The sequence below is a fragment of the Nonomuraea sp. NPDC050547 genome (genome assembly GCF_044457345.1).
In the GTDB taxonomy this organism is placed as follows: Bacteria; Actinomycetota; Actinomycetes; order Streptosporangiales; family Streptosporangiaceae; genus Nonomuraea.
The window spans coordinates 282808-299166 of record NZ_JBITGW010000015.1; the positions used below are offsets into that span (position 1 = coordinate 282808).

14 protein-coding genes and 1 riboswitch are annotated in these 16359 nt (G+C 74.3%); of the genes, 8 read left to right on the top strand and 6 right to left on the bottom strand.

The genetic code is table 11. From position 1 onward, the window contains the following. Positions 1 to 2 precede the first annotated feature (2 nt). From ACIBHY_RS34475 to ACIBHY_RS34490, 4 genes are read left to right on the top strand one after another with little or no spacing between them, the layout of a single operon-like run. Positions 3 to 692: a histidine phosphatase family protein gene (locus ACIBHY_RS34475; protein ID WP_397308879.1), complete on the top strand. Its 690-nt coding sequence runs from the start codon at positions 3 to 5 to the stop codon at positions 690 to 692. After that, complete coding sequence (locus tag ACIBHY_RS34480) at positions 689 to 2668, top strand: putative cobaltochelatase (RefSeq protein ID WP_397308880.1); 1980 nt, start codon at positions 689 to 691, stop codon at positions 2666 to 2668. Before ACIBHY_RS34475 ends, ACIBHY_RS34480 begins: the two co-directional genes overlap by 4 nt. Before the next feature lies 1 nt (position 2669). Then, entirely contained in the window at positions 2670 to 3272 is a 603-nt protein-coding gene (gene cobO, locus ACIBHY_RS34485) for a cob(I)yrinic acid a,c-diamide adenosyltransferase (protein WP_397109489.1), read from the top strand. Further along, positions 3269 to 4609, top strand: coding sequence for a cobyrinate a,c-diamide synthase (locus tag ACIBHY_RS34490; RefSeq protein ID WP_397308881.1), 1341 nt, complete (start codon positions 3269 to 3271; stop codon positions 4607 to 4609). Before cobO ends, ACIBHY_RS34490 begins: the two co-directional genes overlap by 4 nt. Here ACIBHY_RS34490 and cobN read toward each other — a convergent pair. After that, the gene (gene cobN, locus ACIBHY_RS34495) at positions 4564 to 8124 is read right to left on the bottom strand and encodes a cobaltochelatase subunit CobN (protein ID WP_397252635.1); all 3561 of its coding nucleotides are present in this window, start codon (positions 8122 to 8124) and stop codon (positions 4564 to 4566) included. The genes ACIBHY_RS34490 and cobN overlap by 46 nt on opposite strands. Before the next feature lie 30 nt (positions 8125 to 8154). Next, positions 8155 to 8360: riboswitch (cobalamin riboswitch) on the bottom strand. Here cobN and ACIBHY_RS34500 point away from each other — a divergent pair. The 3 genes from ACIBHY_RS34500 to ACIBHY_RS34510 all read left to right on the top strand — a co-directional run bounded on the left by ACIBHY_RS34500 (position 8352) and on the right by ACIBHY_RS34510 (position 11607). Next, positions 8352 to 9449 carry a precorrin-3B synthase gene (locus ACIBHY_RS34500; RefSeq protein ID WP_397308882.1) on the top strand — a complete coding sequence of 366 codons (1098 nt, stop codon included), beginning with the start codon at positions 8352 to 8354 and terminating at the stop codon, positions 9447 to 9449. It overlaps the preceding riboswitch by 9 nt. Beyond that, positions 9446 to 10066 (top strand): precorrin-8X methylmutase, encoded by a 621-nt coding sequence (locus ACIBHY_RS34505; protein ID WP_397252633.1) that lies wholly within the window; start codon positions 9446 to 9448, stop codon positions 10064 to 10066. Before ACIBHY_RS34500 ends, ACIBHY_RS34505 begins: the two co-directional genes overlap by 4 nt. Beyond that, entirely contained in the window at positions 10066 to 11607 is a 1542-nt protein-coding gene (locus ACIBHY_RS34510; RefSeq protein ID WP_397252632.1) for a precorrin-2 C(20)-methyltransferase, read from the top strand. Before ACIBHY_RS34505 ends, ACIBHY_RS34510 begins: the two co-directional genes overlap by 1 nt. On the opposite strand, the gene ACIBHY_RS34515 is transcribed toward ACIBHY_RS34510, so the two are convergent. The 4 genes from ACIBHY_RS34515 to ACIBHY_RS34530 form a co-directional block, all read right to left on the bottom strand. After that, positions 11595 to 12371 (bottom strand): cobalt-precorrin-6A reductase, encoded by a 777-nt coding sequence (locus ACIBHY_RS34515; protein ID WP_397252631.1) that lies wholly within the window; start codon positions 12369 to 12371, stop codon positions 11595 to 11597. The two genes, ACIBHY_RS34510 and ACIBHY_RS34515, sit on opposite strands and share 13 nt — an antisense overlap. A gap of 104 nt (positions 12372 to 12475) precedes the next feature. Next, positions 12476 to 13219 carry a precorrin-4 C(11)-methyltransferase gene (gene cobM, locus ACIBHY_RS34520; protein ID WP_397308883.1) on the bottom strand — a complete coding sequence of 248 codons (744 nt, stop codon included), beginning with the start codon at positions 13217 to 13219 and terminating at the stop codon, positions 12476 to 12478. Beyond that, the gene (gene cbiE, locus ACIBHY_RS34525; protein ID WP_397308884.1) at positions 13216 to 14433 is read right to left on the bottom strand and encodes a precorrin-6y C5,15-methyltransferase (decarboxylating) subunit CbiE; all 1218 of its coding nucleotides are present in this window, start codon (positions 14431 to 14433) and stop codon (positions 13216 to 13218) included. Before cbiE ends, cobM begins: the two co-directional genes overlap by 4 nt. Further along, on the bottom strand, positions 14430 to 14813 hold the full coding sequence (locus ACIBHY_RS34530) for a PPOX class F420-dependent oxidoreductase (protein ID WP_397252628.1): 384 nt from the start codon (positions 14811 to 14813) through the stop codon (positions 14430 to 14432). Before ACIBHY_RS34530 ends, cbiE begins: the two co-directional genes overlap by 4 nt. 71 nt (positions 14814 to 14884) lie before the next feature. On the opposite strand from ACIBHY_RS34530, the gene cobF reads away from it, so the two are divergent. Then, entirely contained in the window at positions 14885 to 15631 is a 747-nt protein-coding gene (gene cobF / locus ACIBHY_RS34535; RefSeq protein WP_397308885.1) for a precorrin-6A synthase (deacetylating), read from the top strand. On the opposite strand, the gene ACIBHY_RS34540 is transcribed toward cobF, so the two are convergent. Continuing rightward, a complete protein-coding gene (locus ACIBHY_RS34540) occupies positions 15610 to 16314 on the bottom strand; it encodes a CPBP family intramembrane glutamic endopeptidase (protein ID WP_397252626.1) in 705 nt (234 codons plus the stop codon). The two genes, cobF and ACIBHY_RS34540, sit on opposite strands and share 22 nt — an antisense overlap. Between the last annotated feature and the right edge of the window lie 45 nt (positions 16315 to 16359).

A 16359-nucleotide genomic window follows, 5' to 3' on the forward strand; every position in this document is an offset into this window, starting at 1 on the left:
GCATGCGCACAGCCTGCTTCCCGGCGCCGGAGCAGGCCGATCGCGCCAGCCTGGCGAAGGCCGCCCTTCTGGCCGGGACCGCCGACCTGGCCAGGACGGCGTCATACGCGGGACCCGGCACCCGGCCCGAGCTCCGCGAGCCCGGCGAACTCCGCGAGCCCGGCGTGTCCGGCGACGCGGAGCCCGGTGGGCTTGGGGAGATACTGACGGCCGGGCAGGCGGGGGCGGCGTTCGTCGCGCCGTCGGTGGCCGCGTTGCAGACCGCCTCGGCCATGGGGCTCGCGCCCATCGTGGTCGACGCGCTGGCCGAGGCGGATCACGGCCGGTGGGGCGGCCTGCCGTACACGCGGGTCGCCCAGGAGGAGCCGGACGCGCTCGCGAGCTGGCTCGCCGACCCCGGCGCGGCACCCCACGGCGGCGAGAGCCTCGACCGGATGACGGCGCGCGTCACGGGGTGGCTCGACGAGACGCGGGCCAGGTTCGACGGCCGGCGCGGGCGGCCGTTCCTGGTCATCTGCGACTCGGGAGTCATCCGCGCCGCGCTCGGCCACGCGCTCGGCCTGCCCCCGCTGCACGCCGCCCGTTTCGACCTCGCGCCACTGTCCACCACCGAGCTGGCCGTCACCCGCGGCGGCTGGCGGGTCGCCCACGTCAACCGGGACGCCCTCGAACACCGGAAGGTCACCTCTTGATCGCCACCTACCCGTTCAGCGCGGTCGTCGGGCTCGACGACCTGAAGCTGGCGCTGGTGCTCAACGCCGTCTCGCCCCGGGTGGGCGGCGTGCTCGTCCGCGGGGAGAAGGGCACCGCCAAGTCGACGATCGTCCGCGCGCTGGCCGCCCAGCTGCCGTCGGTGGACGTGGTGGCCGGTTGCCGGTTCGCCTGCGACCCGGCCGCGCCGGACCCGGACTGCCCCGACGGGCCGCACGACCCCGGCGAACACCGCCACCGGCGGCCGGCCTCCCTGGTCGAACTGCCGGTCGGCGCCTCCGAGGACCGGCTCGTCGGCTCGCTCGACGTCGAACGCGCGCTGACCGAAGGCGTGAAGGCGTTCGAGCCGGGACTGCTGGCGGGCGCGCACCGCGGCGTGCTCTACGTCGACGAGGTCAACCTCCTGCACGACCACCTCGTGGACCTCCTGCTCGACGCCGCCGCGCTCGGCACCTGCTATGTCGAGCGCGAAGGCGTGTCGGTACGGCACGCCGCCCGCTTCCTCCTGGTCGGCACCATGAACCCGGAGGAAGGCGAGCTGCGCCCCCAGCTCCTCGACCGGTTCGGACTGACCGTCGAGGTGAAGGCGTCGCGGGACCCGGACGAGCGGGCCGAGGTGGTACGGCGGCGCATGGCCTACGACGCTTCACCCGAGGAGTTCGTGGCGCGGTGGACCGCCCAGGAGTCCGCGCTCGGCGAGCGGATCCTGCGGGCCAGGGCGCTGCTGCGCGGCGGGGTCGCGCTGCCCGACACGCGGCTGCTGCAGATCGCGGCGGTGTGCGCGGGCTTCGAGGTGGACGGCCTGCGCGCCGACCTGGTCACGGCGAACGCGGCCATGGCGCACGCGGCCTGGCAGGGGCGGGACCGGGTGACGGAGGAGGACGTGCGGGTGGCGGCCCGGCTGTCCCTGCCGCACCGGCGGCGCCGGGACCCGTTCGACGCGCCGGGGCTGGACGAGGACCTGCTGGAGGAACTCCTGGACCGCCACCGGGGCGACGACGACCCCGACGGCGGCGGCACCCCTGACACCCCACCGGACGGCCCCGGCTCCCAGCCCGACCAGGGCGAGGCGGGACCCACGCCGGATCCCGGGCCCAACTCCCAGCTCGACCAAAGAGGGGCGGGGGACCAGGAGGAAGGCGGGGACGACTCCTCGGGCGGTGTCACGGCGGTGGCCGGGGTGGGGGCGCCGTATCGGGTGCCGGTGATGAAGGTTCCCGGGCTCGGGGCCGGTGCTTCTGGGCGGAGGTCGCGGGCGCGTACGCCGCGTGGCAGGGCGACCGGGGCGCGGGTGCCGCACGGCAAGGTGAAGGATCTGCACCTGCCGGCGACTCTGCTGGCGGCGGCGCCGTACCAGAAGGAGCGGGGTCGGACCGGAGCCGGGCTGCTGCTGCGCGGCGGCGATCTGCGCGAGGTCGTGCGGGAGGGCAGGGAGAGCAACCTCGTGCTGTTCGTGGTCGACGCGAGCGGCTCGATGGCCGCGCGCAGGCGGATGACCGCGGTGAAGACGGCGGTGCTCAGCCTGCTGCTCGACGCCTACCAGCGCAGGGACAAGGTGGGGCTGGTGACGTTCCGGGGGAGGGGCGCGGAGGTGGCGTTGCCGCCGACGTCGTCGGTGGAGGCGGGGGCGGCGCGGCTGCGGTCGCTGCCGACCGGCGGGCGTACGCCGCTGGCCGAGGGGCTGGCCAGGGCGGCGGAGGTGCTGCGGGTGGAGCGGATGCGCGATCCCGACCGGCGTCCGCTGGTCGTGGTGGTGACCGACGGGCGGGCGACCGCGGGCGGTGACGTGGACGCGGCGGCCGGGCTGCTCAGGGGCGTGGCGTGCGTGGTCGTCGACTGCGAGAGCGGCCCGGTCCGGCTGGGCCTCGCCGTACGGCTGGCGGCCAGGCTGGCCGCCGAGGTGGTCACGCTGGACGACCTGGGAACCGTGGTCCGCGAGCACAGGAAGGCGAGCTGAGATGCCGCAGGGCAAGCCGAGCGTCGTGCCGGAGGACGGGCTGACCACGCGCCAGCGGCGTACCCGGCCGTTGCTGATGGTGCACACGGGTCCGGGTAAGGGCAAGTCCACGGCGGCGTTCGGGATGGCGCTGCGGGCGTGGAACCAGGGCTGGCCGATCGGGGTGTTCCAGTTCGTGAAGTCGGCGAAGTGGCGCATCGGCGAGGAGCGGGCGCTGCTGGTGCTGGGAGAGTCGGGCGAGGGCGGCTCGGTGAGCTGGCACAAGATGGGCGAGGGCTGGTCGTGGATCCAGCGTCCCGGCACCGAGGAGGACCACGCGGCCGACGCCCGCGAGGGCTGGGAGCAGATCAAGCGCGACCTGGCCGCCGAGACCTACCGTTTCTACGTGCTGGACGAGTTCACGTACCCGCTGAAGTGGGGCTGGCTGGATCTGGACGACGTGCTCGCCACGCTGGCGGGGCGGCCGGGCAACCAGCACGTGGTGATCACCGGCAGGGACGCGCCGGAGCGGCTGCTGGAGGTGTCCGACCTGGTCACGGAGATGGGCAAGGTACGCCACCCCATGGACGCCGGGCAGAAGGGGCAGAAAGGCATCGAGTGGTGATCCCGCGGCTGGTCGTCGCGGCGCCGTCGTCGGGCAGCGGGAAGACGACGGTGGCCACGGGGCTCATGGCGGCGCTGCGGGCGCGCGGGCTCCGGGTCTCGCCGCACAAGGTCGGCCCCGACTACATCGACCCCGGCTACCACGCCCTGGCCACCGGCCGCCCCGGGCGCAACCTCGACCCGTGGCTCGCCGGGGAGGAGCGGGTGGCGCCGCTGTTCCTGCACGGCGCGGCGGGGTGCGACGTGGCGGTGGTCGAGGGCGTGATGGGGCTGTTCGACGGCAAGGGGGAGACGGACTTCGCCTCCACCGCCCACGTCGCCAGGCTGCTGGCCGCGCCGGTCGTGCTGGTGGTGGACGCGGCCAGGCAGAGCCGCTCCGTGGCCGCGGTGGCGCACGGCTTCGCCACGTTCGACCCGCGCGTGCGCGTCGGCGGCGTGGTGCTCAACCGCGTCGGCTCCGACCGGCACGAGGAACTGTGCCGCGCCGCCCTGGACGCGGCCGGCGTGCCGGTTCTGGGCGCCATCCGCCGCGACGACGCCGTGGCCACCCCCTCCCGCCACCTGGGCCTGATCCCGGCCGCCGAACGCGAGGCGGAAGCGGTCTCCTCGGTGGCGCGCCTGGGCGAGCTGGTGTCCCGCTCCTGCGACCTCGACGCTCTGGTACGGCTCGCCGCCACCGCCCCCGCCCTCCCCGGAACCCCCTGGAACCCGGCGGCCGAAGTGAAAGCCGAACCGGCCGGGAAGGCCGGGCCGGTCGTGGCGGTGGCGGGCGGCGCGGCGTTCACGTTCGGCTACACCGAGCACGTCGAGCTGCTGCGCGCGGCCGGAGCCGAGATCGCCGTCTTCGACCCGTTGCACGACGAGAAGCTCCCCGACGGCACCGGCGCGGTGATCATCGGTGGCGGCTTCCCCGAGGTCTACGCCGCCGAACTGGCCGCCAACGAGCCGTTGCGCGCCCGGGTGGCCGCCTTCGACGGGCCGATCGCCGCCGAGTGCGCCGGGCTGCTGTACCTGTGCGAGGAGCTCGACGGCCGGCGCATGTGCGGCAGGGTCCCCGGCAAGGCCCGGATGACGGGCAAGCTGACGCTCGGCTACCGGGAGGCCACGGCGGTCAGCCGGTCGCTGCTCACCCGGCCGGGCGAGCGGTTCAGGGGCCACGAGTTCCACCGGACCGCCGCCGACCTGGGCGGCTGGGCCCTGTACCGGTGGGAGGGCGGCGCCGACGGCTACGGCGACGCCCTGCTCACCGCCTCCTACCTGCACCTGCACTGGGCGGGCAGCCCGGTGCTGGCTCAGCGGCTGGTGTCGTCCTCCAGGTCGCCCTCGGTCTTGAGGTAGACCTCCTGCACACCCCGCAGGATCTCCGGGTCCGGGTGCTCCCACATGTCCCGCTCGGCCGCCTCCAGAAGCCGTTCGGCGATGCCGTGCAGCGCCCACGGGTTCGACTTGGCCATGAACGCCTGGTTCTCCGGGTCCAGCACGTACGCGGCGGCGAGCTTGTCGTACATCCAGTCGGCCATGACGCCGGTGGTGGCGTCGTAGCCGAACAGGTAGTCGACGGTCGCGGCCAGCTCGAACGCGCCCTTGTAGCCGTGTCTGCGCATCGCGGCCAGCCAGTTCGGGTTGACGACGCGGGCGCGGAAGATCCGGGAGGTCTCCTCCGACAGGGTGCGGGTGCGGACGGCGTCCGGGCGGGTGCTGTCGCCGACGTAGGCGGCGGGGGCCTTGCCGGTCAGGGCGCGGACGGTGGCGACCATGCCGCCGTGGTACTGGAAGTAGTCGTCGGAGTCGGCGATGTCGTGCTCGCGGGTGTCGACGTTCTTGGCGGCGACGGCGATCCGGCGGTAGGCGCTCTCCATGTCGGCGCGCGCGGGCACGCCCTCCAGGTCGCGGCCGTAGGCGTAGCCGCCCCACACCGCGTACACCTCGGCCAGGTCGGCGTCGTCGCGCCAGTTGCGGCTGTCGATGAGCGGCAGGATGCCCGCCCCGTAGGCGCCGGGGGCCGAGCCGAAGATGCGCATCGTGGCCCGGCGCTCGTCGCCGTGCGTCTCCTCCTTGACGTGGGCGCGGACGTAGTTGTCTTCGTCGGCCTCGTCCAGGCCGGCGGCGAGCCGTACCGCGTCGTCGAGCATCGCCACGACGTGCGGGAAGGCGTCGCGGAAGAAGCCGCTGATGCGGACGGTCACGTCGATGCGGGGGCGGCCGAGCTCCTCCAGCGGGATCGGCGCGAGGCCCGCCACGCGGCGGGAGGCCTCATCCCATTCCGGGCGGATGCCCAGCAGCGCCAGGACCTCGGCCACGTCGTCGCCCGCGGTCCGCATGGCGCTGGTGCCCCAGACCGACAGGCCCACCGAGCGCGGCCAGTCGCCGGTGTCGGTGCGGTAGCGCTCCAGGAGCGAGTCGGCCATGGCCTGGCCGGTCTCCCACGCCAGCCGGCTCGGGACCGCCCTGGGGTCGACGGAGTAGAAGTTGCGGCCGGTCGGCAGGACGTTGACCAGCCCGCGCAGCGGCGAACCGCTGGGCCCGGCGGGGACGTACCCGCCGTTCAGGGCGTGCAGGACGTGGTCGATCTCGTCGGTGGTACGCGCCAGCCTGGGCACGACCTCGGTGGCGGCGAAGCGGAGGATGCGCTCCACCTCGGCGCTGGGCGCCACCGCCGCGGCGGCCTCCACCGTCCAGCCGCGTTCCTCCATCGCCTCCACCAGCGCGCGGGCGGTGGCCTCGACCCGGTCCACGTCCTTCAGCGACGCGCTGCCGTCCTCGGTCAGCCCGAGCGCCTGGCGCAGACCCGGCAGCGACTCCTTGCCCGCCCACATCTGCCTGGCCTGCAGGATCGCCAGCACCAGCCCCACCCGGGCGGGCCCCTCCGGCGCCTGGCCGAGCACGTGCAGGCCGTCGCGGATCTGCGCGTCCTTCACCTCGCACAGCCAGCCGTCCACGTGCAGGATGAAGTCGTCGAACTCGGTGTCGTGCGGCCGGTCGGCCATGCCCAGGTCGTGGTCGAGCCGGGCGGCCTGGATCAGCGTCCAGATCTGCGCCCTGATCGCGGGCAGCTTGGCCGGGTCCATGGCGGCGATGGAGGCGTGCTCGTCCAGGAGTTGTTCCAGGCGGGCGATGTCGCCATAGGACTCGGCCCTGGCCATCGGCGGCACCATGTGGTCCACCAGCACCGCGTGCGCCCGCCGCTTGGCCTGCGTACCCTCGCCCGGGTCGTTGACCAGGAACGGGTAGATGAGCGGCAGGTCGCCGATCGCGGCGTCGGTGCCGCAGGAGGCCGACATCCCGGCCGACTTGCCGGGCAGCCACTCCAGGTTGCCGTGCTTGCCGACGTGCACCATCGCGTGCGCGCCGAACTCCGCCGACAACCAGCGGTAGGCGGCCAGGTAGTGGTGGCTCGGCGGCAGGTCGGGGTCGTGGTAGATGGCGATCGGGTTCTCGCCGAAGCCGCGCGGCGGCTGGACCATGACCACCACGTTGCCCGCGCGCAGGGCCGCCAGCACGATGTCGCCCTCGTGCACGAACAGCTCGCCGGGCGGCGTACCCCAGTGCCGTTCCATGCCGGCGCGCAGGTCCGCGGGCAGTGTGCGGTACCAGCGCTCGTAGTCGGCGGCGGGGATGCGCACCGGGTTTCCCGCCAGGTGTTCCTCGGTCAGCCAGTCCTGGTCCTGGCCGCCGGCGGCGATCAGCGCGTGGATGAGCGCGTCGCCGTCCTGCTCGGCGACCCCGGGGAAGCCTTCGCCGAGGTCGTAGCCGGCCTCGGCCAGCCTGGCCAGCAGCCCGACCGTGCTCGCGGGGGTGTCCAGGCCGACCGCGTTGCCGACCCTGGAGTGCTTGGTCGGGTACGCCGACAGCATGACCACGAGCCGCCGCTCGGCCGGCGGCGTGTGCCTGAGCAGGCCGTGGCGCACCGCGATCCCGGCCACGCGGCGGGCTCGCTCGGGGTCGGCCGTGTAGACGGTCAGGCCGTCCTCGTCGATCTCCTTGAACGAGAACGGCACCGTGATGATCCGGCCGTCGAACTCGGGGATGGCCACCTGCGAGGCGGCGTCGAGCGGGGACAGGCCGTCGTCGTTGTCCTCCCACTCCTTCTTGCCGCTGGTCAGGCAGAGTCCTTGCAGGATCGGGACGTCCAGGGTGGCCAGCGCGCCGACGTCCCACGCCTCGTCGTCGCCGCCCGCGCCCGCGGTGGCCGGACGGGAGCCGCCCGCCGCCAGGACGGTCACGACCAGGGCGTCGGCGGTGCGCAGGACGTCGAGGAGCGCCGGTTCTGCCGTTCTGAGCGAGGAGCAGTACACCGGCAGCGGCCGGCCGCCCGACTCCTCGATCGCCCGGCACAGGGACTCCACGAACGCGGTGTTGCCGGCCACGTGGTGGGCCCGGTAGTACAGGACGCCGATCACGGGGCCCTCGGTGGCCTTGGAGTCGCGCTCCAGCGGGCCCCAGGAGGGCATGGGGGCCGGTGGGGCGAAGCCGTACCCGGTCAGGAGGACCGTGTCGGACAGGAAGCCGTGCAACTCGGCGAGGTTGGCGGGGCCGCCGTGCGCGAGGTAGGCGTGCGCCTCGGCGACGACGCCCGCGCTCACCGTGGACAGTTCCATCAGCTCGGCGTCGGGGGCCTGCTCGCCGCCGAGCACGACGACCGGGCGTGGGCCGGCGAGCAGCGCGTCGAGGCCTTCCTCCCACGCGCGGCGGCCGCCGAGCAGCCGGACCACGATCAGGTCGACGCCGTCCACGAGCGCGGGCAGGTCGTCGGTGAGCAACCTGGCGGGGTTGCCCAGGCGGTAGTCAGCGCCGCTGGCGCGCGCGCTCAGCAGGTCGGTGTCGGATGTAGAGAGCAGCAGAACGCCAGGCACGCCGCAGTCCTCCCTCGGGGTCCTCGCCCCGTTCGCAGGTGTCGCGACGGCAGGAGTCTCCTGGCTCCCGGATCCATGCTCACCCCGGCCTTCCCGCCCATCGCTGGACAGTGGCCTGTGGTGGGGTTCGCTTCCCGGTCACAGTGGCGGGACCGCGCCGGTTTCTCACCGGCTTCCTCCCATTGCCGTCGCCTAAGGGTGAGCCTACTGGCGTTACCATCCTCATCGTGTCCATAGCCGACTTTTCCGGACGTCTCCGCCCAGATGCCTGTCCGGGAGCGCTACAGACGCACGCCGCGGCGGACGGCCCGCTGGCCAGGATCCGCCTGCCCGGCGGTGCCATCACCCCAGCTCAGCTGCGTGAGCTGGCCGCCTTTGGCGCGAGCGGGATCGAGCTGACCTCGCGCGCCAACGTCCAGGTGCGTGCGGTGGAATCTCCGGCGGTCTTCGCCGACCGGATGGCCGCGGTGGGCCTGTTGCCCTCGCCGACGCACGAGCGGGTGCGCAACATCGTCGCCTCGCCGCTCGGCGGGCGGCTGACCGGCTTCGCCACCCACCCCCTCGTGGAGGCGCTGGACCGCGCCCTGTGCGCCGACCCCGCCTTGGCCGGCCTGCCCGGCCGCTTCCTGTTCGCCCTGGACGACGGCACCGGCGACGTCGCCTCGCTGGGCGCCGACGTCACCCTGGTCGAGGACGGCATCCTGCTGGCCGGTACGCCCTTCTCGACGCCCGGCGACGGAGTGGACATCCTCCTGGCCGCCGCGCGAGCCTTCCTGGCCGAGCGCGCGGACAGCGGCGCCTGGCGCGTCGCCGAACTCCCCGACGGCCCCGCCCGCGTCGCCGCCCGCCTCAGCGCCGCCCGCGTCCAGGCCGCCGCCGCGGTGGCCTCCCCGCAGCGGGCGCGCGGGGCCGGGGTGGTCGCGCTGCCGGACGGGCGGGTGGCGGTGGAGGCCGTGGTCCCGCTCGGGCGCCTGACCGCGGCCCAGGCGCGCCTGCTCGCCGACCTCGATGTCCCGGTACGGCTCACGCCCTGGCGTACCGTCGTGCTCCTCGACCTCGCCGAAGCACCCGACCTGACCGGATCCGGCCTGGTCACCGACCCGGACTCCCCCTGGACAGGGGTGAGCGCGTGCACCGGCAGCCCCGGCTGCGCCAAGTCCCTGGCCGACGTCCAGCACGACGCCGCCCAGTGGGTGGCCGCCCGTGAGCGCCGCCCGGAACTGCCCGTGCACTGGGCAGGCTGCGAGCGCCGCTGCGGCCTGCCCAAGGGCCGGGTCGTCGAGATGGTCGCGACCGGCGACGGATACCAAGAAAGGCAGAAGTGAGCGACTACATACGCGACGGCGCCGAGATCTACCGGCGTTCGTTCGCCACCATCCGCGCCGAGACGGACCTGTCCGGGCTCCCGGCCGACGTGGCCCAGGTGGCGGTGCGGATGATCCACTCATGCGGGATGACCGACCTGGTCGGCGATCTCGGCTGGTCGCCGCGCGTGGTCGGGGACGCGCGCGCGGCGCTCGGGGCGGGGGCGCCGATCCTGTGCGACGCCATGATGGTGGCCTCCGGCGTGACCAGGCGCAGGCTGCCCGCCGGCAACGAGGTGATCTGCACGCTCGGCGCGCCCGGCGTGGCCGAACTGGCGGAGAAGCTCGGCACCACGCGCAGCGCGGCGGCGCTGGAGTTCTGGCGCGACCGGCTGGACGGCTCCGTCGTGGCGATAGGCAACGCGCCCACGGCACTGTTCCGGCTGCTGGAGATCGTCGCGGAGGGCGGGCCGAGACCGGCGGCGGTGCTGGGGATTCCCGTGGGGTTCATCGGCGCGGCCGAGTCCAAGCAGGCGCTGGCCGAGAGCGGGCTTGAGCACCTCGTGGTGCGCGGCAGGCGCGGCGGCAGCGCGATGACGGCGGCGGCGGTCAACGCCATCGCCAGCGAGGTGGAGTGATGGAACACAACGAGCGCGCGGCGGGCAGAGAGCCGGCGGCGGACAGCGAGCGGGCGGCGGGCGCCGGGCGGCTTTTCGGGGTGGGGCTCGGACCTGGGGATCCGGAGCTGATCACGGTGAAGGCGGCCAGGCTGATCGGCGAGGCCGACGTCATCGCCTACCACGCCGCCCGGCACGGACGCAGCATCGCCCGTTCGATCGCCCTGCCGTACCTGCGGGAAGGGCAGATCGAAGAGTTGCTGCTCTACCCGCTGACCACGGAGACCACCGACCACCCGGGCGGCTACCAGGGCGCGCTGGACGACTTCTACGTCGAGTGCGCCGCCAGGCTCGCCGCCCACCTCGACGCCGGGCGGACGGTCGTGGTGCTGAGCGAGGGCGACCCGCTCTTCTACGGCTCCTACATGCACATGCACAAGCGCCTGGCCCACCGCTACCCGACCGAGGTGGTGCCGGGCGTCACCTCGATCAGCGGGGCGTCGGCGGTGCTCGGCCGTCCCCTGGTCGAGCGGGACGAGACGCTGACCGTGCTGCCCGGCACCCTGCCCGGCGAGGTGCTGGCCGAGAAGCTGCGCGCCACCGACTCGGCGGCGGTGCTGAAGCTGGGCCGTACCTTCGAGAAGGTACGCGACGCGCTGGCCGAGGCCGGACGGCTGGACGACGCCTGGTACGTGGAACGCGCCACCATGGGCGCCCAGCGGGTCGCGCCGCTGAAGGACGTGGATCCCGAGGGCGTCCCGTACTTCTCGCTGGCGCTGCTGCCGAGCCCGGCCGAGCACACGTTCGTGCCCGAGAAGCCGGCGGGGCAGGGGCCGGGCGAGGTCGTCGTGGTCGGGCTCGGGCCCGCCGGGCGGCCGTGGCTCACGCCGGAGGCGCAGGAGGCGCTGGCCGCCGCCACCGACCTGGTCGGCTACGGCCCCTACGTGGACCGCGTCCAGCCGAACCCGCGCCAGCGCCGCCACCGCACCGACAACCGGGTCGAGGCCGAGCGGGCCAGGCACGCGCTGGAGATGGCGCGCGACGGCGCCCGGGTGGCGGTCGTCTCCTCCGGCGATCCGGGCGTGTTCGCGATGGCCAGCGCGGTGCTGGAGGCGGCGTCCGACTTCCCCGGCGTGCCGGTGCGAGTGGTGCCGGGGCTGACCGCCGCGCAGGCCGTGGCCGGGCGGGTGGGGGCGCCGCTGGGGCACGACTACTGCGTACTGTCCCTGTCTGACCTGCTCAAGCCGTGGGAGGTGGTGGCCGAGCGGCTGCGCGCCGCGGCGCGGGCCGACCTGGTGCTGGCGTTGTACAACCCGGCCTCGCGCAGCCGTACCTGGCAGGTGGGCGCCGCGCGTGACCTGCTGCTTGAGCACCGCGCGCCGGGCACACCGGTGGTGATCGGCCGCGACGTCGGCGGGCCGCGGGAGTCGATCACCGTCACCACGCTGGCCGGTCTCGACCCGGCCGACGTGGACATGCGCTGCCTGCTGATCATCGGCTCCTCGACCACCCGGGTGAGCGAGAGCGGCGCCGTCTACACCCCGCGCCGCTACCCGGCCTGAACCCAGGCCGCCGCCTCGCCCGCGCTCTCCACCAGCCGCACCCCCGCGGGCAGCGGCGGCCGATCCACCATGATCACCGGGAGTCCCGCCTCCCGGGCCGCGACCAGCTTCGCGCTCGTCATGGAGCCGCCGCTGTCCTTGGTGACCAGCACGTCGAGGCGGTGCCCGCCGATGAGCGCGCGCTCACCCTCCACGGTGTACGGCCCGCGGTCCAGCAGCACGTGCGCGTTCGCGGGCACCGGCGGCTCGGGCGGATCCACCGATCTGGCCAGGAACCACATCGAGGTGAGCCCGGCGAACACCGGCAGGCTCCGCCGTCCCGTCGTCAGGAACACCCGCCCGCCGGGGAACTCCCGGTCCAGTTCGCCGGCCGCCGCGGGCAGGGAGGGCACGCGGCGCCACCGGTCGTCCGGCCCCTCCTGCCAGCCGGGACGGCGCAGCACCAGCAACGGCACCCCGGCCAGGGCGGCGGCCTCGGCGGCCGAGGCGCTCATCCGCTCGGCGAACGGGTGGGTCGCGTCCACGAGCCTCTCGACCCCTTCGGCCGCGATCCACCGGGCCAGCCCGTCGGGGCCGCCGAACCCGCCCTCGCGCACCTCGCCCACCGGCAGCCGCGGATTCGTGACCCGCCCGGCCAGCGACGACACCACCCGCATGCCGGAGGGCACCAGCTCGGCGGCCAGCGCCCTGGCCTCCGCCGTACCCCCGAGAATCAGCACCCCGCCGCGGCGCGAGCCCGCGACGGGACGCGAAGGCGGACCCATGGACGGACCCGCAGGCGGGAGCTCGGAAAGGCCTCCGGGCGGATCCACGGGCGGGTCCACGGGCGGATCCGCGGGCGGGCCTGTGGGCGGGGTCACGGGCGGGGTCATGGGCGGGGTCGGGCGGCGCTGTACAGGTGGCTGTCGGGGAACTCCGAGGCCGACAGCACCCGGCCCACCACGATCACCGCCGTGCGCTTCACCCCGGCCTCGTGCACCCGGGCGGCGATGTCGGACAGGGTTCCGCGCAGGATCAGCTCGTCGTCCCTGCTGGCCCGCGCCACCACGGCCACCGGGCACCCGGCGCCGTAGGACGGCAGCAGTTCCTCGACCACCTGGTCGATGCGCTGCACGGCCAGGTGCAGCACCATCGTGGCGCCGCTCGCCCCCAGCGTGGCCAGGTCCTCGCCCGGCGGCATCGGCGTGGCCCGCCCGGACACGCGGGTCAGCACCACGGTCTGCCCGACGCCCGGCACGGTCAGCTCCCTGCCCAGCGCCGCCGCCGCGGCGGCGAACGCGGGAACCCCCGGCACCACCTCGTACGGCACGCCGATCGCGTCCAGCCGCCGCATCTGCTCGGCCACGGCGCTGAACACCGACGGGTCACCCGAGTGCAGCCTGGCCACGTCGTGCCCGGCGGCGTGCGCGGTCTCGAACTCGGCGACGATCTGGTCGAGCGTCAGGTTCGCGGTGTCCACCAGCCGGGCCCCGGCCGGGCAGGACTCCAGCAGTTCCCGCGGCACCAGCGACCCGGCGTAGAGGCACACCGGCGCCCGCTCCAGCACCCGCAGCCCGCGAACGGTGACCAGGTCGGCCGCCCCCGGCCCGGCTCCGATGAAGTACACGGTCACGACGCATCCCCTTCGTCAGGCTTCGTGACCGACCACACGGTCACCGGCATCATCGGCCGCCACGCGGTGAACCCGCCCACGGGCCCGGCCCGCTGCACCGACAGCCGCACCAGGTCGCCGCCGCGCTCGGCCTGCCAGCGGACGGTGAGGGCCTCCGACTCCAGCGTGACCGCGTTCGCCACCAGCCGTCCGCCGGGGCGCAGTACGGACCAGCACGTCTCCAGCATCCCGGGCACCGTGAGCCCGCCGCCGACGAAGACCGCGTCCGGCTCGGGCAGCCCGGACAGCCCCTCGGGCGCGCGGGCCTCGACGATCTCCAGGCCGGGTACGCCCAGGGTGCCGGCGTTCCTGCGGATGGCGGCGGCCCTGGCGGGGTGGCTCTCCACGGCGGTGGCCGTGCAGGAGGGATGGGAGCGCATCCATTCGATCGCGATGCTGCCCGCTCCGGCGCCGACGTCCCAGAGGTGCTCGCCCGGCAGCGGGGCCAGCCGCGACAGGGTGACCGCGCGGACCTCGCGCTTGGTGAGCTGCCCGTCGTGCTCGAAGGCGGTGTCGGGCAGGCCGGGTACGCGGGCCAGCGGCTCCACGCCGGGGTCGGGGCGGCAGGTGACGGCGATGACGTTCAGCGCGGAGCCCGGTTCGCCGGCCCAGGCGGCGGCGGTGCCGTTCAGGTGGGTCTCGGTGTCGGAGCCGAGGTCGGACAGGACCGTGAGCGCGCTGCGGCCGTATCCGCGCGCGGTGAGCAGGGCGGCGACGTCGGCGGGTGAGGTACGCCCGGACCCGAGCACGGCCAGGCGCCGCCCCGGCGAGATCGCGGCGTTGAGCGCGGCCACCGGCCGGCCGACCAGGCTGATCACCTCGACGCCCTCGACCGGCCAGCCGAGCCGCGCGCATGCCAGCGACAGCGAGGAGACGTGGGGGAGCACCGTGAGACGTCCGGCGCCGAGCAGCCTGACCAGCGTCGAACCGATCCCGAAGAACATCGGATCGCCGCTGGCCAGTACGCAGACCGCGCGGTCGCGGTGCGACTCGACGAGACCTTCGAGCGCGGGCAGCAGCGGCGAGGGCCAGGTGACGCGCCCGGCCCCGGACGGCGGCAGCGTGCCGAGCTGCCGGGCACTGCCCATGATCACTTCGGCGCGTTCGAGTGCGGCCCGCGAGCCGGGCGCCAGTCCCGCCCAGCCGTCCGCGCCGATGCCGACGACGGTGATCACACGTTGCCCAGCACGCGCGTGACGTGGATCTCGATGACCACGCGGGCCGGATTGACGCGTGGCGGCTTGTAGCGGGCGGTGTAGCGCCGCTCGGCGTCGGCGACCTGCTCGGGCTCGTCTCTGAGTACGGCCCGGCCTTCGAGCGTCGACCAGCGCCGCCCGTCCACCTGGCAGACGGCGACCGGGGCTCCGTGGGCGGCGTACCTGGCCTTCTGCGACGTCCCCGAGGTGATCACCCGGGCGATGCCTTGCGCGAGGTCGACCGTGACCCCGACCGGCACCACGTGCGGGGTGCCGTCGGGCCGGACCGTGGTGAGCGTACAGAGGTGACGTTCCTCCCAGAATGCTGCAAAGCCGTCACCTTGCTCGAACAGGTTCACACATCTCCTTCTGGCCGACCGGGGATATCGTAATCGCGCCCGACATCTCCTCCGAAGGCAGACTCTCTCCGGTGAAACGCATCCTCATCATCGGCATCGGCGCCGGTGACCCCGACCACCTCACGCTCCAGGGCGTCAAGGCCATCGCCGCCGCGCAGGTCTTCTTCGTCCTCGACAAGGGCGCGGCCAAGCACGACCTGGTCGATCTCCGGCAGCGGATGATCGAGGAGCATGGGCGGCGGCCGTACCGGATCGTGGAGGCGGAGGATCCGGAGCGGGACCGCACCACACCCGCCTACACCGGCGCGGTCGAGGACTGGCGCTCGCGCCGCGCGGCCGTCTGCGAGCGGCTGATCGCCGAGGAACTGTCCGACGGGCAGACCGGGGCCTTCCTGGTGTGGGGCGATCCGGGCCTGTACGACAGCACGCTGGCCATCGTCGAGGAGATCCTCGCGGCGGGCCGGGTGACCTTCGAGTACGCGGTGGTGCCCGGCATCACCAGCATCTCCGCGCTGACCGCCACCCACCGCGCCGGCCTCACCCGCGTCGGACGTCCGGTCCAGATCACCACCGGCCGCCGCCTGGCGGCGGAGGGGCCGCCGGCCGACGACGTCCTGGTCATGCTCGACGCGCACTGCTCCTTCGGCGACCTGGGGGCGGACTGGCACATCTACTGGGGCGCCTACCTGGGGACGCCGGACGAGATCCGGGTCGAGGGGCCGGTGCCCGAGGTCGCCGGCGAGATCCGGCGGCTCCGCGCGGAGGCCCGCGAGCGCAAGGGCTGGATCATGGACACCTACCTGCTCCGCAGGTTGTAACGGAGGACCAGTGCGGCCGGGACCGCGAGCAGGAGGCCGAAGATCACCTGGTGGGCGGTGCTCGCGGAGCCCGGGGTCATCGTGACGGACAGGTTGACCCCGGCGTGCATGAGGACCACCGCCCACATGCCGCGCCCCGTCCGGTCGAACAGCCACACCATGATCACCCGCTGGGCGACGGTGCCCAGCGTCCACCCGGCGATCCAGAGGGCGCCTCTGCCCATCATGAGCAGGGCGGGCAGGTGCCAGGCCGCCCAGAACGCGCCCAGGACGAGGCCGGCACCGGTGGGACCCCACCGCTCCCGCAGCGGCTCGGTGGCATAGGCGGTCCAGCCCAGTTCCTCGAAGACCGCCAGCACCACGAAGACCGCGAACAGGAGCGGCAGCGCGGCGAGCGGCTGCGCGAGGCCGGTCCAGGCCGCCGGGCCGATCAGGTACGCCGCCATCCCCAGGACGGGGCCGACGGCCACGGCGGCGAGCGCCCGGCCCCAGCCGGGTGCGGGCCCGAGCCGCAACCGGCCCTTCCCGCGCAGGACCAGGATCGCCGCCGCGACGCCGGGGACGAAGACCATCAGCGAGCCGAGCGAGACGCCGAACGGCGCGTCCTCGGTGACGTCCACGAGCGCACCTGCCACCCAGAGCGGTATCGACAGCGCGGTGACCAGGATGAAGAACGCTTTCAAGGGGAGACCTCGTGCTAACATTTGGGACATAAGACTTGAAACATC

Coding starts and splice junctions, on each gene's coding strand:
- ACIBHY_RS34475 (WP_397308879.1), top strand. CDS start 3: ATGCGCACAGCCTGCTTCCCGGCGCCGGAGCAGGCCGATCGCGCCAGC.
- cobO (WP_397109489.1), top strand. CDS start 2,670: ATGCCGCAGGGCAAGCCGAGCGTCGTGCCGGAGGACGGGCTGACCACG.
- ACIBHY_RS34510 (WP_397252632.1), top strand. CDS start 10,066: ATGGAACACAACGAGCGCGCGGCGGGCAGAGAGCCGGCGGCGGACAGC.
- ACIBHY_RS34515 (WP_397252631.1), bottom strand. CDS start 12,371: ATGGGTCCGCCTTCGCGTCCCGTCGCGGGCTCGCGCCGCGGCGGGGTG.